This window comes from Pseudomonas helleri, from assembly GCF_001043025.1.
In the GTDB taxonomy this organism is placed as follows: domain Bacteria; phylum Pseudomonadota; class Gammaproteobacteria; order Pseudomonadales; family Pseudomonadaceae; genus Aquipseudomonas; species Aquipseudomonas helleri.
In genome coordinates, this window is sequence record NZ_JYLD01000002.1 from 595,197 (window position 1) to 617,688 (window position 22,492).

Here is a 22,492-nt window from a genome sequence, read left to right on the forward strand (position 1 = left end):
TTAAGCAAACTCACACAGCACATGGGCCTGCGGGTCGAGGGTGACGTGCACGCTCTTGAGGGTTTGCGCATTGGCCATGGCGTCCAGCAAGCGGTCGGCTATCAGCGGCAGGACGTGGGTGTCGAGCAAGTAGTCGATGAGTCGCGCACCGCTGTCGCTTTGGGTGCAGCGCTCGGCCAGATGGTCGACCAGACGTTGGCAGTGGCTGAACGAAAGTTGCCGCCGTTGCAGACGCTCACCCAGGCGTTGAAGTTTGATTTCAATGAGTTCGCGCAGCACCGGCCCGCTGACCGGGTAGTACGGCACCACGCGCATGCGCGCCAGCAAGGCGGGTTTAAAGTGGTTACTGAGCACCGGACGAATGCTCTGCTCAAGGTCTTCGGCACTCGGCCGCGCACCGTTGGCGCACAAGGCGTTGATGCGGTCGCTGGCGAGGTTGGAGGTCATCAGGATCAGAGTGTTGCGAAAGTCGATCTCGCGCCCTTCGCCATCGTTGGCCACACCTTTGTCGAAGATTTGATAGAACAGGTTGAGTACATCCGGGTCGGCCTTTTCGACCTCGTCCAGCAGCACCACGGAATACGGTTTTTGCCGTACGGCCTCGGTCAACATGCCGCCTTCGCCATAACCGACGTAACCCGGTGGTGCGCCGATCAACCGCGAAACGGTGTGTTTTTCCTGGAACTCGGACATGTTGATGGTGGTGATAAAGCGCTCGCCGCCGTACAGCAGGTCAGCCAGAACCAGGGCTGTTTCGGTTTTGCCGACGCCGCTCGGGCCCACCAGCAGGAACACCCCCACCGGCGCATCCGGCTTGTTGAGGCCCGCGGCCGTGGCACGCATGGAGCGATCCAGCGCATGAATGGCCTGGTCTTGCCCACGAATACGCGCGCTTAAATCGGCGCCGAAACTGCTGACCTTGGCGCTGTGCTCGCGGGCCAATTGCGACACGGGCACGCCGGTCCAGGCGCTGATGACTTCTGCGACCAGACGCGGGCACACTTCAAAACTGACCAGCCGCTCAAGGCCGTGGGCTTCGCTCAGGGCAGCGTGGGTGAGGTTGAGCTGCGCCTCCAGTGAGGGCACGCTTTGCTCGTTGTCAGGGTCAAGGTTCGGTTCGCTAGCCTCTCGGGCCTGAGCCAGTTGTTGGCGCAGCGCCAGCAAGCGTTCGGCCAAGGTGCGTTGCTTAACCCAGCGTGCTTCAAGGGCAAGCTGCTCGCTCTCGGCTTCGATCAAGCGCGCTTCCAGCGTCAGCAGCTGCGCGTGATCAATCAACAAACCGGCTTCGGCGTCACGGCGCATGGCCTGACGTTGGCGCCCGCCTTCAGCCAGTTCACCGCGCAGTTGCTCAAGCTTTTGCGGCGCAGCGGCCAAGCTGATGCGCACGCGGGCGCAGGCGGTGTCGAGCACATCGACGGCTTTGTCCGGGAGCTGGCGCCCGGCCAGATAACGGGCTGACAATTGCGCGGCGGCCACCACCGCGTCGTCACGCAAATAAATACCGTGGCTCTTTTCATACACGTGGGCCAGGCCACGCAGAATGGTCACCGCCTCAGTGACGGTAGGCTCATGCAGTTGCACCGGCTGAAAACGTCGGGCGAGCGCCGGGTCTTTTTCGAAGTATTTTTTGTACTCACCCCACGTGGTGGCTGCAATGGTACGCAACTCGCCACGGGCCAATGCGGGCTTGAGCAGGTTGGCCGCATCGGCCCCTCCGGCGTTGCCACCGGCGCCGATCAAGGTGTGGGCTTCGTCGATAAACAGAATGATCGGCTTGGGCGAGGCTTTGACTTCGTCGATGACGCCTTTAAGACGGCGTTCGAATTCACCTTTAACGCTGGCCCCGGCTTGCAGCAGGCCCATGTCCAGCGACAGCAGTTCAACCCCAAGCAGCACCGGCGGTACTTCACCGGCGGCGATGCGCGAGGCCAGGCCTTCAACAATGGCGGTTTTACCCACACCGGCTTCGCCCACCACAATCGGGTTGTTTTTGCGCCTGCGGGCGAGGATGTCGATCATCTGGCGGATCGCGTCATCGCGGCACAACACCGGGTCAAGTTTCCCGGCCCGCGCCTGCTCCGTCAGGTTGTGGGTAAAGCGCGGCAATAACGCCTCGCCCGACGCAGGAGCGCGGTCGCTGGCGGGTTGTGCTTGTTGCGACAGGGCAAAGCCTTTGAGGCGTTCGATATCGAGCTGGGCCAGCAGGGTTTGATAGCCGCTCCCGGCATAACGCAGCGGGTTGCGCAACAAGGCGAGAATCAAGGCGGCCTGATCAATCTGGGTCTGCCCCAGTTCAAGGCTGGCGACCAGCAGCGCATCTTGCAGCCATTGCACCAGTTCCGGCGCAAACACCGGGTTGCGTGAGGCGCTGTTTTCACTGCGCGGCTGCAAGGCAGCGCTCAAGTGGCCCGCATCGATGGCGGCGTCTTGCAGCGCACGTGCGAGCAAGCCTTGCGGTCGCTCCAGCAGTTGCAGCAGCAGGTCTTCTACCAATACCTGGCTCGCGCCACGTGCTACACAGCGTTCGGCACTGCCCTCAAGGTCGCGCCGGGTGTCGGCGTCGAGTGCCTGTATCAGTTGTTGCAGGTCTACGTTGATCATGGCCATTGCTCCTTAATGTGCTTTACCCAGGGTGACGACGCCGTCCGCGTATTCGCGGCCCAGCCAACTGGTCCATCCGAGTCGGCAGGGGTTGTGCTCGGCAATGCGCAGCTCACGGATTTCTTCGTGGCGCAGCACCAGCCGGATGTCGTACTCCAGCGGATCACGCAGGGTGAAGCGCACCAGCGCACACAGCGGCTGATACCCCGTGCCGATCGGCAGAAGTTCATGAAAACGGTCCCAACTCAGTTGGCGGATGTGGATGCGAAACTTGCCGCTGCAATCGCGAACGCGCTCGCCCAGCACCAGGCTTTCACTCAGTTGATGATTGCCGCGCCCAAGGGCGTTGCGCTGTTCTTGGAGAATCTCGACGCGGCGCTCGATGCACTGCTCAATCGTCAGCTCGGCGTGCTTGAAGTAGTAACGCAGCACGGACTCGATCAGGGCGGCCGAATGCGCGCGCAAACTCAACAAGCCGAGGTAGGGCAGCAGGCGCTTCCAGTTCAGCTCTTGAGCGTCGCGGATGGTCTGGCCACCCAGCCCGATGAGGGCAAACAAGTGGCTGGAAAACGGATCGTTGGCACCACTTTCGAATCGGGCGCGATAGCGGTACTTGCGCCAGATGGGCAGCAGCAGCCGTTGCAAGCGGTGGTTGAACAGGTCCAGAAACTGCCGTGTGGTGTTCTGCGCGTCGCCGTCGCCCAGCGCTTGCTCGCCATAAAACGCCGGCAATGGCGAAGCGGAGCCCACCAGGCCCATCAAGTTGAAACGCAGCCGCGCACGGCGTTGCCCGTGCTCGACAAAGAACTCCACCGCATCAACGTCGCAGCCCGGAAACCCCAGGCTCGGGTTGGCCACAAACTCCACCCGGTCGTAGAGCTCGTCTTCGCTGATGTCGGTGTTGCCGTCACGCAGGCGATCAATAACCAGCAGCACGGCCTGAAACAGCGAGTACTCCCGGACAGTGCGCGCCAACACGCTCAGAGCAGGGGCTGCAGGCCCATGCGGGGTGTCCATTGGTAGGTCTCTCCCTGTGTGCTGTGGACCCGCAGTTCGTGGTACGAATTGAGGCTGGCGTAAAGCGCGAAAAACTCGTTGAGCACCGAGGCAAATACAAACAGGTCGCCATCGCCGACATAGCCCTGGGTATCAACGGTCAGTTCGGTGCGCAGGCCACGCAGCGGCAAGCCGCGGTGCAGGCGGTCAACGTGCTCATGACGGATCGACTTGAGGCCGTTGAGCAGGTTTTTACTGACCCGCTCGGCGTGCTCGTCGTAGTAGCGCGGCAAGTCGTAGGTTTCGAGGATCACCTTCAGGGCATCCACATTGGCCAGCGACAGGTAGTTGAGTGACATGTTGCTGATCAGCTTCCAGAGGAAGTCGCGGTTGAGCGGCGGTGCGTAGCTGGGCGTCACCGGCCCGATGTTGCGAAACACCAGGAACTCGGGCGTTCCTTCGCAGGGCAGGCAGATGTCGCCCTGGCCAAGGCGCCGGGGCAGGTTCTGATTGGTGCACGTCAGCTCAATGGACAGGGTTTCGCCCGCCTCGGGCTGGCGGGTGCCAAAACTGAGGTAGGTGTCGAGTCCTTCATGCAGCAACGCTGTGCGCTGGCGAACGCTGTAATGCGTTTGCTCGACCGCCACATCAAAACTGGGGTCGTGTTCGAATGATTCGAACGGCACATACCGCTGGGAGCCCGTGCCGTCGACGCGCCAGCCGGTCACGCTGTCTACCGAGAACACCGCGCAGTGTTCGAGCGCCAGCCGTGAGGGCATCAGCAGGTATTCGTCCTGTTTACCGTCCAGGCGCACGGGCATGGCGTCGTGCTGGAACAGGTTGACGATGGGCGTGCAATAGAGCTTCACGTTGTCCAGCGTCGGGCGCAGGCGCTGGGCGTTGCTCTGGCGAATATCAAAGCGCAATTCCAGACCGCGCACCTGCTTGAGGGTGTCTTCAGGCAGCGTGCCCAGGCGCTCCAGACCGCTGAGGTCAACGAACAGAAACTTGTCCTGAAAGGCAAAGTATTCCTGCAAGTAGCGGTAGCCGCGAAAGGTGTTCAGCGGGTAAGGGATCAAGGCTTCTTCTTCGGCAAACCCCACCGGCTGTATGCAAGTGGGCGCCAGGGTGAACGCCGGGTTTTCGTCGGCCTCCAGGGCTTTTCCGTTGCCATCGAGCGGCACCACAGTGACGCCGTGCAGATGGCGCAACAAGCCGAGGTAAAGCATTTGGCTGACGTAGCGCTCACCCGCCAGGTGCAATCGCAAACGGCTCAGCGCCAGCTCGCCCAAATGACCGTCACAGGTCATGTTCAAACGCAGGCTGAGCAGCGTGCCTTGGGCGTTGACCGAGTGTTTGAGCTCAACCAGGGCCAATGGCAGCACGTCTGTCGGGTAGCAGGTTCTGAACTGGCAACTCACGCCGTCAATCGGCTTGCTCGCCACCCGTGTTTCGCGCTCGACCCGCAGCGCCGGGCCCGGACGGTCCAGCGGGTCGAACTGCAACAGGCTGAATGCCGGCAGTGGCCGCATGTAATTGGGCCATAGCAGGTGCATCAGCGAATGGCTCAGTTCGGGGAGCTCATCGTCCAGTTTCTGGCGCAGGCGCCCGGTTAAAAAAGCAAACCCTTCAAGCAACCGCTCGACGTCAGGATCACGCCCGGCCTGGCCCAAAAATGGCGCCAACGCAGGACTACGCTCAGCGAAGCGGCTGCCCAACTGGCGCAATGCAGTGAGTTCGCTTTGGTAGTAATGGTTAAAGGACACGGCGCTACCTGTTAGTTGTCGACGGCACGAAATACGGGAAACACATAGGGGTTGAACGTTACGCGTGCCGGGCTTTAAGTCCCGATCCTGACCTGGCCACTGCCATCCAGGTGCGCGGTGAAACTGACCTGACGCTTGGTGCCCGCCACGTCCAGCCAGCCGTCGAGACTGAAGGCGAGCCGCAGCGGGTCGCCGTCTCGGGGCAAGGCGCTGACGCGGACCTGGCTCAGACGCGGTTCATAACGTTCAATAAAGATTTCGATGGCCTCGCGCGCCTGGGTCAGCGCGTCATGCAGGCTCAAACGCATGTTGTTCAAATCGGGCAGGCCGTAGTCGGGCAGCGTTTGCACGCTGCCCGCCCGGGTGCTGAGCATTTTTGCCAAGTGGGCAGCCACGGACGCCTGGGCGCAGGCAACGGGGCTCAAGCCCCGGCGTTTATCCACATCGCCCGCCAGGCGTTCAAAAAGGCTGCCATATGCGCTCATGCCCGCCTCCCGTTACTCTTTTTCCATCTTGCCGACCAGCGACAAGGTGAAGTCAGCCCCCATGTACTTGAAGTGCGGGCGCACGTTCAGGCTGACGCGGTACCAGCCAGGCTCGCCTTCAACGTCGCTGACGGTGATATGGGCGGCACGCAAAGGGCGACGGCCACGGACTTCGGCGGCAGGGTTTTCCTGGTCAGCAACGTACTGGCGGATCCACTTGTTGAGCTCAAGCTCCAGGTCAGTACGCTCTTTCCACGAACCCAACTGCTCGCGCTGCAATACCTTGAGGTAATGCGCCAGGCGGTTGACGATCATCATGTAGGGCAGTTGCGTGCCGAGTTTGTAGTTCAGCTCGGCGTTCTTGCCTTCAGCGCTGATACCGAAGAACTTGGGTTTTTGTACCGAGTTGGCCGAGAAGAACGCGGCGTTGTCGCTGCCTTTGCGCATGGTCAGGGAGATGAAACCTTCCTCGGCCAGTTCGTATTCGCGGCGGTCAGAGACCAAGACTTCGGTGGGGATCTTGGTTTCAATTTCGCCCATGCTTTCGAAGTGGTGCAGGGGCAGGTCTTCAACCGCGCCGCCGCTTTGCGGGCCGATGATGTTCGGGCACCAGCGGAACTTGGCAAAACTGTCGGTGAGCCTGGAAGCGAAGGTGTAGGCGGTGTTGCCCCACAGGTAGTGCTCGTGGCTGTTGGCAACGGTTTCTTTGTAGACGAATGACTTGACCGGGTTTTCTTCTGGGTCATACGGGTTGCGCAGCAAGAAGCGCGGCACGGTCAGCGCCATGTAGCGCGAATCTTCGGACTCGCGAAAGCTCTGCCATTTGGCAAATTGCGGGCCGCAGAAGTGGTCTTTCAGGTCTTTAAGGTTTGGCATGCCAGTAAAGCTTTCGAGGCCGAAAAACTTTGGCCCGGCGGCGGCAATGAACGGCGCGTGGGACATGCACGAAACGCTGGACACGTACTGCATCAGCTTGACGTCCGGCGAGCTTGGGGTCATGAAGTAGTTGGCGATGATGGCGCCCACCGGCTCACCACCGAACTGCCCGTATTCAGCGGTGTACACATGTTTATAGAGGCCCGATTGCATGACCTCGGGCGAGTCTTCGAAGTCGTCCAGCAGGTCTTCTTTCGAGACGTTGAGGATTTCGATCTTGATGTTTTCGCGAAAGTTGGTGCGATCGACCAACAACTGCAAGCCACGCCACGCGGACTCCAGCGACTGGAAGGACGGGTGGTGGAGGATTTCGTCCATCTGGTTGCTGAGCTTGGCGTCGATCTCGGCAATCATGCGATCAACCAGGGCTTTTTTGACCGGCTCGCCCTGGTTTTGCGGTTTCAGCAGTTCTTCGATAAACGCCGCTACGCCGCGCTTGGCGATGCCATAAGCGTCGTCTTCGGGCGTGAGTCGGGTTTGCGCGATGATGTCGTCCAGAACGCTGTAAGAAGTGCTTTTATCGTCTTTTAGTTGTGCGGCGCTGCTGCTCATTGTGTGGCTTCCTTGACTGATGGGGGGCTCAAACGTCCGCTGCCGGAGCGACAAGCAGATCCAGTTCGCTCAGTATCCGTGCGCGTGAGACGTCGTCGGCCAGTACGCCTTCAATCGCCTTGCGAAAGCTCGGCGCGTTGCCCAATGGGCCTTTAAGTGCGACCAGGGCATCACGCAGCTCCATCAGTTTTTTCAGTTCAGGGATTTGCTCAACCAGGCTCGCCGGGTTGAAGTCCTTCATCGCGCTGACGCGCAGCGCAATCGCCAATTCATCGGTGCTGTCTTCGCCGTTCAAGCGGTTGGGCACATTCAGGGCCAGCTCCAGCCCTTGCTTGGAAAGCACTTCATCGAAGGTCATTTTGTCGATGGCAATAGGCTTGCGGTCTTCAAGCTTTCGCCCGTCAAAGCGCTGGATATAGTCACCCACCACCAACAGCTTCAAAGGCAGTTCGATCTCTTCTTGAGCCCCGCCAGTCGCTGGTTTGAACGTGATGTTGATCCGCTCCTTGGGGGCTACCGAGCTTTCTTTGGCCATGATGTTTTTCCTTGCGTGTGTGTGGCCCTGAGGCCTATTCGAGTACCACTTCAAGATCGAGGTGGCACAACCTGCGATACATCTCGTCCTTGCGTTCTCGCACTTCGTGGTTCTGCGGCAAGAGCTCGCAGCAGCGATGTAAAAGACGCAAAACTTCAAGCACCAGATCCGGCTCCCAGGCCTGTAAACCTGAGCGGTGAAGGACCTCATCGAGCATTTCGAGCTGGGTTTTGGCGAGTTCGTATTTCTTGGCGTGGAAGCACAGCCGGGCGAGGGTCAACTGCCAAAAAAACCGCACCCGCTCGCCGTGGGCGCTGCTCGATCCGCGCTTGAGCCACTGCACAGCGGGTTTGAAACCGCTGACTCGCAGCAGCTCTTGCGCTTCATCGAGGGCCAAGTCCCAGGCCGGGCGTACAGTCGCGACCGGCGCTTCGGGCTCGCTTCGGCTCAGATGGGGAAGCACCTGTGCGTCGATCCAGGCGCGGGTTTGCGGGTCGGCAAACGCGGTGCCGTCACTGAAACGCAATTCGACCAGGCCCGGAAGCCGTTGCAGCAGCAAGGCGAAGTGAACCTCCACCTCGCGCATGGCCGACTCGGCTTTAAGGGCGTTCAGGCATTCCCAGACCAGGCGCTGGCCGTCGAACCAAAACGGTGATTTGGCAACGCTGGCTTCAAGCTCCACCAGCAAATCGGCAAACTGCCCCTGGGTGAAACGGTCGGCGTAGCTGTTGAGCTTGTCGGCCGGGATGCCGCGCAGCGGGGTGATCAGCTCGCCATTGCGCTCGGGCAGGAGTTCTACGGCCAGCCACGTCAGCACTCGGTTCAGGCGTAGCGCTCGCAGGTCGGTGGCTTTCTGTTTTAGCCACCAGCCGCACAAGGCCCGGGCGCTGTCCTGTTGCTGACGCAAGGCCTTGTGAGCGTCTTTTTCGTTGTCGATGAGCGTATTGGGCTCGATCAACTGGGTGGCCACGTGCCTGACCTGCGCCACCGCCGTGGCAATAACGCCCTTCTCGGGCTGACTGTCGACGGCCCGCTGGACCATTCGGGCCAGTCGACGGCAAATCGGCAGCAACAACGGCACGTCATCGCCTAAATGCTTGGCCAGCGCGCTTTCCAGCGTCAGCAACAGCTCAACCATGTGCTGGAACAGCGGCAGTTGTTCTTTAATCGGGACGTTTTCGTTGAGGGCCCGATCAAGGCGCCCTACCAGCCAACTGATGGCGGCGGCACGGGTGCGCAACTTGATCGGGTAGACCAGCGCCCAGCGCTCCGTACACAGGTGGTGCAATAACCCCAGGCCCGCCAGCAATCCCGGGAACGATTCGCGCTGATAAAGCGCCCAGGTCAGCCAGACGGCGGCACGCAGGTCCTTGGACTGATCACGCAGCATCGCCTCGCTTTGCTCATGCACCACGTACCAGTCGATCTGGTTGTTTTCAGACATCGACTGCGACTTGCCGATTTCTCGCTCAAGGGCTTCGAACTGGTTTGAAAAGCGCGCGTCATTGCCCGCAAAGCTATCCTTGAACACCGGTGTTTTGCCCAGCTCGATGAGGCGGGCAAATAATTGGCTGGAATACGTCATGACAGCACGCCGCCCACTGCAGTGGGCACCACGTACGTCATAGAGGTATCAAGGGGGAGGATCACAGCGCATTACCGATTCCATTCAAGTGGCGAAACCTTATGTGAATGGAAAAGGGAAAAATGTCAGACGTTTCCTCAATTGGCCGAGAAATGTCTTCGCTTAAAAAAAGGTAAAGAAATCGCCTCACACACGCGTTACGAAACCTGACATACCAAGGATTTGGACTACACCCAAACAGTCAGCTCTGACACGAACGGCTGAAAAAATCGCCTTATACATGTCGACTAAAGTCATGCAGTTAACAGATCCACCTTTCATGGCAGTGGCTTAAACTGCCGCCTTATTTGCCCCAAAACCTGCTGTCTGCTAGTGTCAGCCGGTTTTAACGCCTACCGAGAATGCCGCCATGGCCCGCAAAAAAGCTTCCCTGGATTTCGAGCAGTCCCTCGCTGACCTGCAAACATTGGTCGAGCGCCTGGAAAACGGCGAACTGTCACTGGAAGACTCATTGACCGCCTTTGAACAAGGCATTCGTCTGACCCGTGATTGCCAGGGCGCACTGGCGCAAGCGGAGCAGAAAGTCCAAATTTTGCTTGAGCGTGATGGTGAGCTCGCTCAAGAGCCTTTTGATGCGGAACAGCCAGAATGATTGATGCCTACCAGACCAGCAGCCAGGCACGCGTCAACGCGGCACTTGAGCGCTTGTTTGTCGCTCCTGCCCCGGAGTTGGCCCGTCTGTACGAGGCCATGCGTTACAGCGTGATGAATGGTGGCAAACGGGTTCGACCGCTATTGGCCTATGCCGCTTGCGAAGCGCTGGGCGCGGCCCCCGAACAAGCCAATGGCGCGGCGTGCGCGGTGGAGCTGATCCACGCCTATTCGCTGGTGCATGATGATTTGCCGGCCATGGACGATGATGATTTGCGCCGCGGTCAGCCGACCACCCACAAGGCGTTTGATGAAGCCTGCGCCATTCTGGCCGGTGACGGCCTGCAAAGCCTGGCGTTCAGCGCCCTGCTCGACCCGACGCTGACCACTCTGGATGCCGAAACACGTTTGCGCATGGTCAATGGCCTGGCATTCGCGGCGGGCCCTGCCGGCATGGTTGGCGGGCAAGCCATCGACTTGGGCTCGGTGGGGCTAAAACTGGATCAGGCTGCGCTGGAATACATGCACCGCCACAAGACCGGCGCCCTGATTGAAGCCAGCGTACAGCTGGGTGCACTGGCCAGCGGCCAGGCAACGGATGACAATTTGCAGGCGTTGAGCGTTTATGCCCGGGCCATTGGCTTGGCGTTTCAGGTCCAGGACGACATTCTGGATGTTGAAAGTGACACCGCGACCCTGGGCAAACGCCAAGGCGCCGACATTGCACGGGACAAACCGACCTACCCGGCACTGATGGGTCTGGAGCGGGCCAAAAGCTATGCGCTGGAGCTGCGTGATCAGGCGCTCAATGCCCTGCGACCTTTTGATGCAGCAGCAGAACCTTTGCGAGAACTGGCGCGTTATATCGTGGATCGCCGCCACTAATACGGTGACAAATAGATATTTCGCACGGCGTGTAATGCCAAGGTCTGACTAACGAATGTCACACTGCGTGGGCAGCTTACGTTCCATAAGGTAAACTGCCGCCTCTTTTATATACCTATAACGATTCGCCTGATGCCAACGACGTTTCAAGATTTTCCCCGCAAGCGCCCGACTACGCCCCTGCTCGACCGAGCGGGCACGCCTGTTGGCCTGCGCAGATTAGCCGAAGCCGAGCTGGAAACCCTGGCCGATGAGTTGCGCCTGGAATTGCTCTATACCGTTGGCCAGACAGGCGGGCACTTTGGTGCCGGGCTTGGGGTCATTGAGCTGACCATCGCGCTGCACTACGTCTTCGACACCCCGGATGACCGGCTGGTGTGGGACGTGGGTCATCAGGCGTATCCGCACAAAATACTCACCGGCCGTCGCGATGAAATGGCGACGTTGCGCCAAAAGGACGGCATTGCGGCCTTCCCGCGCCGTTCCGAAAGTGAGTACGACACCTTTGGCGTCGGCCATTCCAGCACCTCGATCAGCGCTGCGCTGGGCATGGCCATTGCCGCCCGCCTGCAAAACAGCGAGCGCAAGGCCATTGCGGTGATTGGCGACGGCGCACTGACGGCGGGCATGGCCTTTGAGGCGCTGAACCACGCGCCCGAAGTGAATGCCAACATGTTGGTGATCCTCAACGACAACGACATGTCGATTTCGCGCAATGTCGGCGGGTTGTCCAACTACCTGGCCAAAATCCTGTCGAGCCGTACCTACGCCAGCATGCGCGAAGGCAGCAAAAAAGTGCTGTCACGCCTGCCGGGCGCCTGGGAAATTGCCCGCCGCACCGAAGAGTACGCCAAGGGCATGCTGGTCCCCGGCACCCTGTTCGAAGAGTTGGGCTGGAACTACATCGGGCCGATTGATGGCCACGACCTGCCGACCTTGATCGCCACGCTGCGTAACATGCGTGACCTCAAAGGCCCGCAGTTCCTGCACATCGTCACCAAGAAAGGCAAAGGTTTCGCCCCGGCTGAAGCCGACCCGATTGGTTACCACGCGATCACCAAGCTTGAGCCGCTGGACGCACCGAAAGTCGCGCCCAAGGTTGCCAGCGGACCGAAGTACTCGGCCGTGTTTGGCGAGTGGCTGTGTGACATGGCAGCGGCCGATGAGCGTCTGGTCGGCATTACTCCGGCCATGAAAGAAGGCTCGGACCTGATCAAGTTCAGCGAGCAGTACCCGTCGCGCTACTTCGATGTGGCGATTGCCGAGCAGCACGCGGTCACGTTTGCCGCCGGTATGGCCTGTGAAGGCGCCAAACCCGTGGTGGCGATTTATTCGACGTTCTTGCAGCGTGGTTACGACCAATTGGTGCATGACGTCGCAGTGCAGAACCTGGACGTACTGTTTGCCATCGACCGTGCCGGTCTGGTGGGCGAAGACGGCCCGACCCACGCCGGCAGCTACGACCTGTCTTACCTGCGTTGCATCCCGGGCATGGTCATCATGACCCCGAGCGATGAGAACGAACTGCGCAAAATGCTCACCACCGGCCACCTGTACAACGGCCCGGCGGCAGTGCGTTACCCGCGCGGCACCGGCCCTGATGCGCCAATCGAGAAGACTCTTGAGCCGCTGGAAATCGGCAAAGGCATCGTGCGCCGTCAAGGCAGCAAGGTGGCGATTCTGGTATTTGGCGTGCAATTGGCCGAAGCCCTGCGAGTGGCTGAAAAGATCGACGCGACCGTGGTCGACATGCGTTTTGTGAAACCGATGGACGAAGCCTTGGTACGCGAAATGGCTGACAGCCATGAACTGCTGGTGACCATTGAAGAAAACGCCATCATGGGCGGTGCAGGCGCGGCGGTAAGTGAGTTCCTGGCCCGTGAAAACGTGCTGAAGTCGGTGCTGCACCTGGGCTTGCCGGACATTTATGTCGAGCACGCCAAACCGAGCCAGATGTTGGCTGAATGCGGCCTGGATGAAGCCGGCATCGAAGCCTCGGTTCGCCAGCGGATGCAGTTGCTGGGCCTCTAAGCCCACCCGGATCGACTGTAGGAGCGAGCTTGCCTCGCGATCTTTTAAAGATCTAAAGATCGCGAGGCAAGCTCGCTCCTACAGGGATCAGGGGGCGATCTGCTCGCACAACCTGCCGGTTGCTTGCACCATTTGCCCGCTCGGGCGCTCAAGACCTTTATCACTCAACAGCACTAAACGCCCGTGTTTGACCGCATCCAGTTGCGGCCAGGCTTTCCAGGCGTCGAGTTGCGCCTGGGTGCTCGCAATGATCATTTGTGGATTGCGCTGCAATACCGACTCGACGCTGACTTGCGGGGCCGGGAGTTTGAGGTCGGCAAACACGTTACTCGCCCCGCACACGGCCAACGCATCGCTGATGATTTGCCCACCGCCCAAGGTGTAGAGCGGTTGATCCCAGACTTGGTAAAAGACCCGCAGCGGCTTGTCACGGTGGTAGCGGGTACGTAACTCAGCCAGACGCGTGCGCAGTTGATCAGCCAGTTCCTGACCGCGTTCCGGGCGCCCCAAGGCGACGGCAAGGGTCTGGATCTGCTCAATCAGTTGATCAAGGGTTTGAGGGTCGGCGGTGTAGGTCGGGATGTTGAAGCGGTGCAGTTGCTCGCGCTGGGCTACGCCCACGCTACCCGGCCAGAGCAGGACCAAGTCGGGTTGCAGGCTGAGTAAACGCTCGATGTTTAATTGGCCATAGCGACCCACAGAGGGCACAGCGACCAGTTCGGGAAGTGACTCGCCAGCGTCGAGGCGCCCGACCAGCAGGTCGGTGGCCCCCAGTTCAACGACGATTTCAGACAGCGATGGCGCCAGACTGATCACTCGGCTGGCGCCCATGCAGGGTAAACCCACGGCCAGCAACAGGATTGCCAGCCAGTAGTGCATCACGCCGGATCTGTCTCGCCTTGGTGCTGGTTGCCCATCATGTGCCCAAGCTTATTGGCTTTGGTTGCCAGGTACAGTTTGTTGTGCGGGTTGTGCCCGGTGTGCAGCGGCACACGCTCCGCCACGGTGATGCCCATGTCGGTCAAGGCTTTGACCTTGCGCGGGTTGTTGGTCATCAGGCGCAGCGAATTGACACCCAAGTGCTCAAGCATCGGCAGGCAGATGGCGTAATCGCGCTGATCCGCAGCAAAGCCCAGACGCTCGTTGGCTTCAACGGTGTCGGCACCGCCATCTTGCAGTGCGTAAGCGCGCACTTTGTTTAACAGACCAATGCCACGGCCTTCCTGACGCAGGTACAGCAACACGCCACGACCTTCGCGGGCGATGGCCTGCAAAGCGGCTTCCAGTTGTGAGCCGCAATCACAGCGCTGGCTGAACAAGGCATCGCCGGTCAGGCATTCGGAGTGCACCCGGCCTAATACCGGAGCACCGTCTGCCACGTCGCCCAAACTGAGCACAACGTGTTCACGACCCGTGGCTTGCTCTAAAAAGCCATGCATGGTGAATTCGGCAAAGGGGGTTGGGAGCTTGCAAGCAGCAACGAAAACGACGGGCACCATGTGCTCCTGATCAGTTTGAGGACTGGAAATTCGCAGAGTCGACATTGTAACAGGACGTTCCTACAGACGCTTAGGCTGAATTATCGGAGATAAATATCAAAAAGTTTGATAGCTCAGGCCCCGCGAACCTTCACATCACGCGTGAAAGTGCTGGTAACCACGGATTGCCGGGGTGATGTCCTGGCCGTGCTCGTCGACAAGGCTGACGCCCTGCCCTTCAGTGACGCGGCCGATGACGTGGATCGGCCAGCCGTCAGCGAGCAAGGTCGGCAGTTCAACGGCTGGCAAGGTAAAGGCCAGCACGTAATCGTCACCGCCGCTCAAGGCCGCTTTTTGCGCGCCCGCATCCCCCAAAAACTCTTGCAGGGCCAGCGACATCGGCACGCGGTCATTTTCGATCTGCAGGCCCACACGCGAAGCCAGTGCAATATGCCCGCAGTCCGCCAAAAGACCGTCTGAAATATCCAGGGCAGAGGTCGCTTTGCCGCGCAGGGCCTGGCCCAGGGCAAATTGCGGTTGCGGTGACCAGTAATGCGCCAGCAAAGGCTCGGCAATTGCCGGGGCAGCGCTGCATTGGCCCAGGACCAGCGGCAATGCGCCCGCTGCATTGCCCAGCTCACCGCCCACGCATAGCAAGTCGCCGGGGCGCGCGCCGCTGCGGCTCAAGGCTTGGCCCGTGGGCACCCGCCCAAATACCGTCAAGGTGAGGCACAGCGGACCGCGCGTGGTGTCGCCGCCGATCAGCCGCAGGTCGCACGCCTGGGCCATGACGTTCAAGCCACGGGCAAACGCGTCCAGCCAGGCGGCTTCAACCGTCGGCAACGTCAGGGCAAGGGTAAACGCAACAGGGGTAGCGCCCATGGCCGCCAAATCACTGGCCGCCACTGCCAGCGCACGCTGACCGAGCAAGAAAGGGTCGCAAGGATCTGCGAAGTGCACCCCGGCTACCAAGGTGTCGGTGGAGATCGCCAGCTGTTCCCCGAAGGGAACATCCAGCAGGGCGCAGTCGTCGCCAATGCCCAAAGCAACGCCCACGCCGCCTTGCGCACAAGGCGCGGCAGCGAAGAAGTTGCGGATCAGCTCAAACTCGCCCATGGCCAACAGCGCGGGTTAGCGCTTGAACGCCTTGACTTCAGCTTCACGCAGGCGAGGTGCAAGTTTGTCCAGAACACCGTTGACGAACTTGTGGCCGTCAGTGGAGCCGTAGACTTTTGCCAGCTCGATACCTTCGTTGATCACAACGCGGTAAGGCACGTCGACACGCTTGAGCAGTTCCCAGGTGGACAGGCGCAGAACCGCCAGTTCAACCGGGTCCAGCTCATCGATGGTGATGTCCAGGCATGGCGCCAGAGCCTGATCGATCTCGCCTTTGTGCGCAGGTACGCCGTGCAGGATTTCGCGGAAGTAAGCACCGTCAACGTCAGTGAAGTCGTTGTCCACGCGAAACTGGGCTTCGATCTCGTTCAGCGAGTGCTTGGCCATGTGCCACTGATACAGCGCTTGGGTCGCGAGCTGACGCGCTTCGCGACGCTTGGCGCTCTTGGAGGGCTTGCCAGCATCCGCAGGTTTAGGATCGCGCGGGTTGAAACGATCGCTTTCGTCGGAAATCACTTGGCCTCCAACGCTGCCAGCAGGCTGACCATTTCGAGAGCGGACAGTGCAGCTTCAGCGCCTTTGTTGCCAGCTTTGGTGCCGGAACGTTCGATAGCTTGCTCGATCGAGTCAACGGTCAGCACACCGAATGCAACCGGTACGCCAAACTCCATGGACACCTGAGCCAAGCCTTTGGTGCACTCGCCAGCCACGTATTCGAAGTGCGGAGTACCGCCACGGATAACAGCGCCCAGGGCGATGATGGCGGCGAATTCGTTGCGCTGGGCAACTTTTTGCGCAACCAGCGGAATTTCGAACGCACCCGGTGCACGGATGATGGTGATGTCGCTTTCGCTTACACCGTGGCGAACCAGGGCATCAACAGCACCACTCACCAGGCTTTCGACGACGAAGCTGTTGAAACGGCCGACGACGAGTGCGTAGCGACCTTTGGGGGCGATGAAGGTACCTTCGATGGTCTTCAGGGTCATTCGGTATGTCTCGTATTAAAGAGCCAGAACGCACTTTCGTGCGTTCTTTAAGGATATTGGGCCACGAATCGGGACTGGAAATGTCCGGTCATTATTCGGCGGGCACGTATTCTACAACTTCCAGATCAAAACCGGATATGGCATTGAACTTCATTGGTGAACTCATGAGGCGCATTTTGCGTACTCCGAGGTCACGCAAGATCTGTGAGCCTGCTCCAACGATGCTGTAGGTGGTCGGCTTTTTCACCGGTGCGGCATCGGCGGTTTCGCGAATGTGCGCCAGCAATACATCGCCATCCAACGGGTGGCCCAGCAACAGCACCACACCGCTGCCCGCCTCTGCCACGGCGCTCATGGCGGCGCGCAGGCTCCAGCGGCCGGGCTGCTTGACCAGCAACAGGTCGCGCAGCGGGTCCATGTTGTGCACCCGTACCAGCGTCGGTTCTTCGGCGCAGATCTTGCCCAGGGTCAGTGCCATGTGCACGTCGCCTTCGACAGAATCACGATAGGTCACCAGGTTGAATTGGCCCAGTTCGCTGTCCAGTGGCTGCTCGGCAATCCGCTGAACGGTACGTTCGTGGATCATCCGGTAGTGGATCAGGTCGGCAATGGTGCCGATTTTGATGCCGTGTTCAGCGGCAAATGCTTCCAGCTCAGGGCGACGGGCCATGGTGCCGTCGTCGTTCATCACTTCGCAGATCACGCCGCTTGGCTCGAAACCGGCCATGCGCGCCAGGTCGCAGGCGGCTTCTGTGTGGCCAGCACGGGCCAGGGTGCCGCCCGCTTGTGCCATCAGCGGGAAGATGTGGCCCGGGCTGACGATGTCATCGGCCTTGGCGTCTTTGGCAGCGGCGGCTTGTACGGTACGGGCACGGTCGGCGGCCGAAATGCCGGTGGTCACGCCGGTGGCGGCTTCGATGGACACGGTGAACTTGGTGCCAAAGCCGGAGCCATTGCGCGGCGCCATCAATGGCAACTTGAGCGTTTCGCAGCGCTCGCGGCTCATCGGCATGCAGATCAGGCCACGGGCGAAACGCGCCATGAAGTTGATGTGCTCAGCCTGGCAGCACTCGGCGGCCATGATCAGGTCGCCTTCGTTTTCGCGGTCTTCGTCATCCATCAGGATGACCATCTTGCCTTGGCGGATGTCTTCAACCAGTTCTTCGATGCTGTTGAGCGCCACGCGGCACCCCCTTATTTCAGGATTTTAGGTAGCCGTTGGCGGCCAGAAAACTTTCGCTGATGCCACCCGAGGTCGGCTCGGCGGCTTTTTCGCCCAGCAGCAGGCGTTCGAGGTAGCGCGCCAGCAAGTCGACTTCAAGGTTGACCCGGCGACCTGGACGATAGTCGTCCATGATGGTTTCGCTCAGGGTGTGCGGAATGATGGTCAAGGAGAACTCGGCGCCATTGACCGAGTTGACCGTCAGGCTGGTGCCGTCGACGGTGATCGAGCCTTTATGGGCGATGTACTTGGCCAGTTCCTTGGGTGCACGGATGCGGAACTCGATGGCACGGGCGTTTTCCTCGCGGGAAATCACTTCGCCTACGCCGTCAACGTGGCCGCTGACCAGGTGGCCGCCCAGACGCGTGGTCGGGGTCAGGGCCTTTTCCAGGTTGACCCGGCTGCCGCTTTTAAGGTCGTTGAACGCAGTGCAGTCAAGGGTTTCGCGGCTGACGTCAGCCATAAAACCGTTGCCCGGCAGCTCAACTGCGGTCAGGCACACGCCGTTGATCGCGATGCTGTCACCGAGTTTGACGTCGCTCAGGTCGAGCTTGCCGGTCTCTACATAAACCCGCACATCGCCACCCTTTGGGGTCAGTGCGCGGATGTTGCCGATGGATTCGATAATGCCGGTAAACATGGGCGTTCCCCTTGAGAACAAAACCTGCGCTAAACGAAGGCTGATAATTATACGCTTGCGGGCGACACAGGTATGGCTGTGACTCGCCAGTCATCCCCTACCGCGCGCATTTCAGTGATTTTGAGCAACGGCGCTTCGCTCATGTGGGTCAGCGGCAGCTCAAGCAACGGCCTCGCGGTCGACCCCAAAAACTTGGCGGCGATGAATATCTGGTATTCATCGACCAGGCCTTGCTCGGCAAAGGCGCCAGCCAGACGCGGACCTGCTTCAACCAGCACCTCATTGACGCCACGGGCGGCCAGCGCCACCAGCAGTTTGCGCAAATCGACCTGGCCGTTGGCACCGTGGATCACCAGGCACTCGGGGCCGGTGCGGTATTGCTCGGCGGGCGGCACGCAGGTGGCGACCAAGGCCGGGCCGGCCTTGAAAAACGGTGCGTCCAGCGGCACACGCAAGCGCCCGTCAATCAAAACCCGCAGCGGCGGACGGCTGAGCGCCAGCGCGGTCAGCTCGGGGCTCAAGCCCAGCTCAGGCCCGCGCACGGTCAGGCGCGCACCATCGGCCAGCACGGTATCAGCGCCGGTCAGCACCACACTGGCTTCGGCGCGCAGGCGCTGCACGGCCGAGCGCGCAGCCGGGCCGGTGATCCACTGGCTTTCACCGTTGGCCATGGCGGTGCGGCCATCCAGGCTCATGGCCATTTTGACCCGCACAAACGGCAGGCCGTGTTCCATGCGTTTAAGGAAGCCGGGGTTGAGCGCCCGCGCTTCTTGCTCAAGCACGCCGCTGCGCACGTCAACGCCCGCATCGGCCAGCCGCTTGAGCCCGCGCCCGGCGACTTCCGGGTTGGGGTCTTGCATGGCTGCAACCACTCGGGCGATGCCCGCATGCAGCAAGCCATCGGCACACGGCGGCGTATGCCCGTGGTGGCTGCACGGCTCGAGGGTGACGTAGGCGGTAGCGCCACGGGCCAACGCCCCTGCAGCACGCAGGGCGTGGACTTCTGCGTGGGGCTCGCCCGTGCGCTCGTGCCAGCCTTCGCCCACCACCTGCCCGTCGCGCACGATCACGCAACCGACCCGTGGATTAGGGTGAGTGGTGTACAGCCCTTTGCGCGCCAGTTCGATGGCTCGCGCCATGTAATGGGCGTCTAAAACAGCTTGTTCGGCGGTCAGGGTCATTCTTTGGAAGGCTCACGGGCGAGTCGATCGATCTCTTCGCGGAACTCGTTGAGGTCCTGGAAGCGTCGGTAGACAGAGGCGAATCGGATGTAGGCCACTTCGTCGAGCTTTTGCAGCTCGGTCATGACCAGCTCACCGACGACCAGCGATTTGACTTCGCGTTCGCCAGTGGCGCGCAGCTTGCTTTTGATATGGGCCAGCGCAGCTTCAAGGCGCTCGACACTGACCGGGCGCTTTTCCAGTGCTCGCTGCATGCCGGCGCGCAGTTTTTCTTCGTCAAAGGGCTGACGACTGCCGTCTTGCTTGATTAGTCGCGGTAACACCAACTCGGCTGTTTCAAAGGTGGTGAAACGCTCACCACAGGCCAGGCATTCACGCCGGCGGCGCACCTGATCGCCCTCGGCGACCAGACGCGAGTCGATGACTTTAGTGTCGTTGGCACCGCAGAATGGACAGTGCATGGTGGCGGCAACAAAAAATGGGAGGGCCATGGTAGGGTCTGTCCCCGTGTCAATGCAACCGCGACGCAATGAAGCGGGGACAGACCCTGGCGCATCCCGGTGGCAAGACAAGCCATAGGCTTTACGGTATACAGTCCGCCGACTACCTTTTTACACAATTTTTGACGTCGACTGACCTGCCGCTGGAGCTTCTCATGTCACTACGAACGTGTGTTTTGCTGTGTTTCGTCGGTTTGCTGGCCGCTTGCAGCAGCGAGCCAGCCAAACCGCCACAAACTCAAGTGCTGGCCCAGCCAGAAACCGACGCACCGGCCGATCTGGGGCCACTGCCGGCGTATCAGCGTGAACTAAGCGGCGTGCTGACCGGGGCACCGAAAGGCGCCGAGGTGGAGTTGGCGATCCTGATTGTTGACGAGCGCGGCCGCCCGCAGGGGCTGATGGCCAGCAGCAAGATCATCGGCAATAACCAGCCGTTGCCCTTCAAACTGCGCTTTAACCCCGAAGCCTTCCCTGCCGGGGCACGGGTTGAGTTGCGCGGGCGGGCCAGCCAGTCCGGCCAATTGATCCTGCACCTGCCCTCGCGCATCATCAGCCAGCCGTCGACGCAGAATGTGGGCACCCTGGCCTTTGTCAGCGCGCCATGAACACACCGCTCGACCTGCAACAGTCTTTACGCGCATTGCTCGGCGATGCGCGCCTGGTCATCACCGAGCTGCCAGGCACGGCACTCAAGCTCTGGCTGATTGATGCGCAGAACATGGACCGTGAGTTCACCCCCGATGAGACCCGGCGTATTCTCTATGAGCCCCCGTATTGGGCCTTTTGCTGGGCCAGCGGCCTGGCGCTGGCGCGCTACCTGGACGAGCAACCGCAGTGGGTACAAGGCAAGCGCGTGCTGGACTTTGGTGCCGGTTCGGGGATTGCTGCGATAGCCGCGGCAAAGGCGGGTGCGCTGGAAGTGGTGGCCTGCGACCTGGACCCTCTGGCGCTGGCGGCCTGCAGGGCGAATGCCGAACTCAATGGCGTACAGCTGCATTATTCCAGTGACTTTTTTGCCGAAGCTGACCGCTTCGATCTGGTCTTGGTGGCGGATGTACTGTACGACCGCGAGAACTTGCCGTTGCTGGATCAGTTTTTGACTCGCGGCCAGCAAACGCTGGTCGCTGATTCCCGGGTGCGCGATTTCCAGCATCCGCTGTACCAACAACTGGGCAGCCTCAAGGCGCTGACCTTGCCGGACCTGGCCGAACCCCATGAGTTTCGCAACGTCAGCCTGTATCACGCGCAACGCACGCACGCGGCTTTAAGCCTGCCTGTGCAGCCTTTATAGTTGCCTTCATTTACCTGTTTCGAGACTCTTGATGAATCAGCCTACACCTTCTTACAGCTTCGACGTGACCGCAGCCGATTTTCAGAAGCTGGTGGTCGACGCTTCTCACGAGCAACCGGTTCTGGTGGATTTCTGGGCCGAGTGGTGCGCACCGTGCAAGGTGATCCTGCCGATCCTTGAAAAAATCACCGAGAGTTATCAGGGCGAGTTGCTGCTGGCCAAGGTGAACTGCGACGTTGAACACGCACTGGTTCAACACTTCGGTATTCAGAGCCTGCCCATCGTAGTGCTATTTAAAGAGGGCAAGCCGGTCGAGCACTTCCAGGAAGCCTTGCCTGAGTCCGCCGTGCGCGCCTTGCTGGAGAAACACGTTGAAATGCCTGAGCCTGAAGAAGCAGATCCTCTGGAGCAAGCGCAGGCGCTGTTTGCCGAGAGCCGTTTTGCCGATGCTGAAGCGTTGCTCAAAGGCATCCTGACTGAAGACAACACCAACGCCAAAGCGCTGATTTTGTATGGCCGCTGCCTGGCTGAGCGCAATGAACTGGCCGAAGCCCAAGCAGTGCTGGACGCGGTTAAGAGCGATGAGCATAAAGCCGAACTGGCCGGTGCCAAGGCGCAATTGACGTTTCTGCGCCAGGCGGCAGAGCTGCCAGACGCGGCTGATCTGAAAACCCGCGTGGCGCAAAACCCGCAAGATGATGAGGCGGCGTATCAGTTGGCGATTCAGCAATTGGCCCGCCAGCAATATGAGGGTGCTCTGGAAGGCCTGCTGAAGTTGTTCATCCGCAACCGCAGCTACAACGAAGGCATCACCCACAAAACCTTGTTGCAAGTGTTTGAGTTGCTGGGCAATGACCACCCGCTGGTGACGACCTATCGCCGCAAGCTGTTTGCGGCGTTGTACTAAGGTCAAAAGATCGCGAGGCAAGCTCGCTCCTATGTATGGACTCGCCCCCCACTGTCAACCCGCTTTTGCCCACTGACACCCGGCTGCATCTATGTATAAGGCCTATTCTAGGAAGCCATAATCGGCTTCTGGCCAACATTTTATG

22 protein-coding genes are annotated in these 22,492 nt (G+C 60.3%); 6 read left to right on the top strand and 16 right to left on the bottom strand.

Annotation, left to right across the window (positions count from 1 at the left end; translation table 11 throughout):
* From tssH to tssA, 7 genes are all read right to left on the bottom strand, one after another.
* Window positions 1-2,607 (bottom strand): type VI secretion system ATPase TssH, encoded by a 2,607-nt coding sequence (gene tssH / locus TU84_RS05350; protein WP_162207675.1) that lies wholly within the window; start codon window positions 2,605-2,607, stop codon window positions 1-3.
* Window positions 2,608-2,613: 6 nt separating this feature from the next.
* A complete protein-coding gene (gene tssG, locus TU84_RS05355) occupies window positions 2,614-3,618 on the bottom strand; it encodes a type VI secretion system baseplate subunit TssG (protein WP_048367746.1) in 1,005 nt (334 codons plus the stop codon).
* Window positions 3,582-5,363, bottom strand: coding sequence for a type VI secretion system baseplate subunit TssF (gene tssF / locus TU84_RS05360; protein WP_048367748.1), 1,782 nt, complete (start codon window positions 5,361-5,363; stop codon window positions 3,582-3,584). Before tssF ends, tssG begins: the two co-directional genes overlap by 37 nt.
* Before the next feature lie 74 nt (window positions 5,364-5,437).
* Window positions 5,438-5,848 carry a type VI secretion system baseplate subunit TssE gene (gene tssE / locus TU84_RS05365; protein WP_048367749.1) on the bottom strand — a complete coding sequence of 137 codons (411 nt, stop codon included), beginning with the start codon at window positions 5,846-5,848 and terminating at the stop codon, window positions 5,438-5,440.
* A gap of 12 nt (window positions 5,849-5,860) precedes the next feature.
* Entirely contained in the window at window positions 5,861-7,336 is a 1,476-nt protein-coding gene (gene tssC / locus TU84_RS05370) for a type VI secretion system contractile sheath large subunit (RefSeq protein WP_048367750.1), read from the bottom strand.
* A gap of 28 nt (window positions 7,337-7,364) precedes the next feature.
* Entirely contained in the window at window positions 7,365-7,871 is a 507-nt protein-coding gene (gene tssB, locus TU84_RS05375) for a type VI secretion system contractile sheath small subunit (RefSeq protein WP_048367751.1), read from the bottom strand.
* Window positions 7,872-7,905: 34 nt separating this feature from the next.
* Entirely contained in the window at window positions 7,906-9,456 is a 1,551-nt protein-coding gene (tssA, locus tag TU84_RS05380; protein WP_048367752.1) for a type VI secretion system protein TssA, read from the bottom strand.
* Between the two features lie 409 nt (window positions 9,457-9,865).
* On the opposite strand from tssA, the gene TU84_RS05385 reads away from it, so the two are divergent.
* The 3 genes from TU84_RS05385 to dxs all read left to right on the top strand — a co-directional run bounded on the left by TU84_RS05385 (window position 9,866) and on the right by dxs (window position 13,023).
* Entirely contained in the window at window positions 9,866-10,108 is a 243-nt protein-coding gene (locus TU84_RS05385; protein ID WP_048367754.1) for an exodeoxyribonuclease VII small subunit, read from the top strand.
* Entirely contained in the window at window positions 10,105-10,992 is an 888-nt protein-coding gene (gene ispA / locus TU84_RS05390; RefSeq protein ID WP_048367756.1) for a (2E,6E)-farnesyl diphosphate synthase, read from the top strand. The genes TU84_RS05385 and ispA overlap by 4 nt, the downstream gene beginning before the upstream one ends.
* A gap of 132 nt (window positions 10,993-11,124) precedes the next feature.
* Window positions 11,125-13,023: a 1-deoxy-D-xylulose-5-phosphate synthase gene (gene dxs / locus TU84_RS05395; RefSeq protein ID WP_048367758.1), complete on the top strand. Its 1,899-nt coding sequence runs from the start codon at window positions 11,125-11,127 to the stop codon at window positions 13,021-13,023.
* Between the two features lie 87 nt (window positions 13,024-13,110).
* Here the strand turns inward: dxs and TU84_RS05400 are convergent, their stop codons facing one another.
* The 9 genes from TU84_RS05400 to nrdR form a co-directional block, all read right to left on the bottom strand.
* Entirely contained in the window at window positions 13,111-13,902 is a 792-nt protein-coding gene (locus TU84_RS05400; RefSeq protein ID WP_048367760.1) for a cobalamin-binding protein, read from the bottom strand.
* On the bottom strand, window positions 13,902-14,519 hold the full coding sequence (gene ribA, locus TU84_RS05405) for a GTP cyclohydrolase II (RefSeq protein WP_048367839.1): 618 nt from the start codon (window positions 14,517-14,519) through the stop codon (window positions 13,902-13,904). Before ribA ends, TU84_RS05400 begins: the two co-directional genes overlap by 1 nt.
* A 138-nt stretch (window positions 14,520-14,657) precedes the next feature.
* Window positions 14,658-15,617, bottom strand: coding sequence for a thiamine-phosphate kinase (gene thiL / locus TU84_RS05410; protein ID WP_048367763.1), 960 nt, complete (start codon window positions 15,615-15,617; stop codon window positions 14,658-14,660).
* A 15-nt stretch (window positions 15,618-15,632) separates the two neighbouring features.
* Window positions 15,633-16,133, bottom strand: a complete 501-nt coding sequence (gene nusB, locus TU84_RS05415; RefSeq protein ID WP_048367764.1) for a transcription antitermination factor NusB — start codon at window positions 16,131-16,133, stop codon at window positions 15,633-15,635.
* Window positions 16,130-16,606: a 6,7-dimethyl-8-ribityllumazine synthase gene (ribH, locus tag TU84_RS05420; protein WP_048367766.1), complete on the bottom strand. Its 477-nt coding sequence runs from the start codon at window positions 16,604-16,606 to the stop codon at window positions 16,130-16,132. Before ribH ends, nusB begins: the two co-directional genes overlap by 4 nt.
* A 91-nt stretch (window positions 16,607-16,697) precedes the next feature.
* Complete coding sequence (ribBA, locus tag TU84_RS05425) at window positions 16,698-17,789, bottom strand: bifunctional 3,4-dihydroxy-2-butanone-4-phosphate synthase/GTP cyclohydrolase II (protein WP_048367768.1); 1,092 nt, start codon at window positions 17,787-17,789, stop codon at window positions 16,698-16,700.
* A gap of 16 nt (window positions 17,790-17,805) precedes the next feature.
* Window positions 17,806-18,468, bottom strand: coding sequence for a riboflavin synthase (locus tag TU84_RS05430; protein WP_048367769.1), 663 nt, complete (start codon window positions 18,466-18,468; stop codon window positions 17,806-17,808).
* 47 nt (window positions 18,469-18,515) lie between these two features.
* On the bottom strand, window positions 18,516-19,649 hold the full coding sequence (gene ribD / locus TU84_RS05435; protein WP_173430600.1) for a bifunctional diaminohydroxyphosphoribosylaminopyrimidine deaminase/5-amino-6-(5-phosphoribosylamino)uracil reductase RibD: 1,134 nt from the start codon (window positions 19,647-19,649) through the stop codon (window positions 18,516-18,518).
* Complete coding sequence (gene nrdR, locus TU84_RS05440; RefSeq protein WP_048367842.1) at window positions 19,646-20,110, bottom strand: transcriptional regulator NrdR; 465 nt, start codon at window positions 20,108-20,110, stop codon at window positions 19,646-19,648. The genes ribD and nrdR overlap by 4 nt, the downstream gene beginning before the upstream one ends.
* A 194-nt stretch (window positions 20,111-20,304) precedes the next feature.
* Here nrdR and TU84_RS05445 point away from each other — a divergent pair, with 194 nt between their 5' ends.
* The 3 genes from TU84_RS05445 to TU84_RS05455 are packed head-to-tail and all read left to right on the top strand — an operon-like array spanning window position 20,305 to window position 22,347.
* Window positions 20,305-20,754 (top strand): YbaY family lipoprotein, encoded by a 450-nt coding sequence (locus TU84_RS05445; protein WP_048367771.1) that lies wholly within the window; start codon window positions 20,305-20,307, stop codon window positions 20,752-20,754.
* A complete protein-coding gene (locus tag TU84_RS05450) occupies window positions 20,751-21,440 on the top strand; it encodes a class I SAM-dependent methyltransferase (protein WP_048367773.1) in 690 nt (229 codons plus the stop codon). The genes TU84_RS05445 and TU84_RS05450 overlap by 4 nt, the downstream gene beginning before the upstream one ends.
* A 31-nt stretch (window positions 21,441-21,471) precedes the next feature.
* A complete protein-coding gene (locus TU84_RS05455; protein WP_048367774.1) occupies window positions 21,472-22,347 on the top strand; it encodes a thioredoxin family protein in 876 nt (291 codons plus the stop codon).
* The last annotated feature ends 145 nt before the right edge of the window (window positions 22,348-22,492 follow it).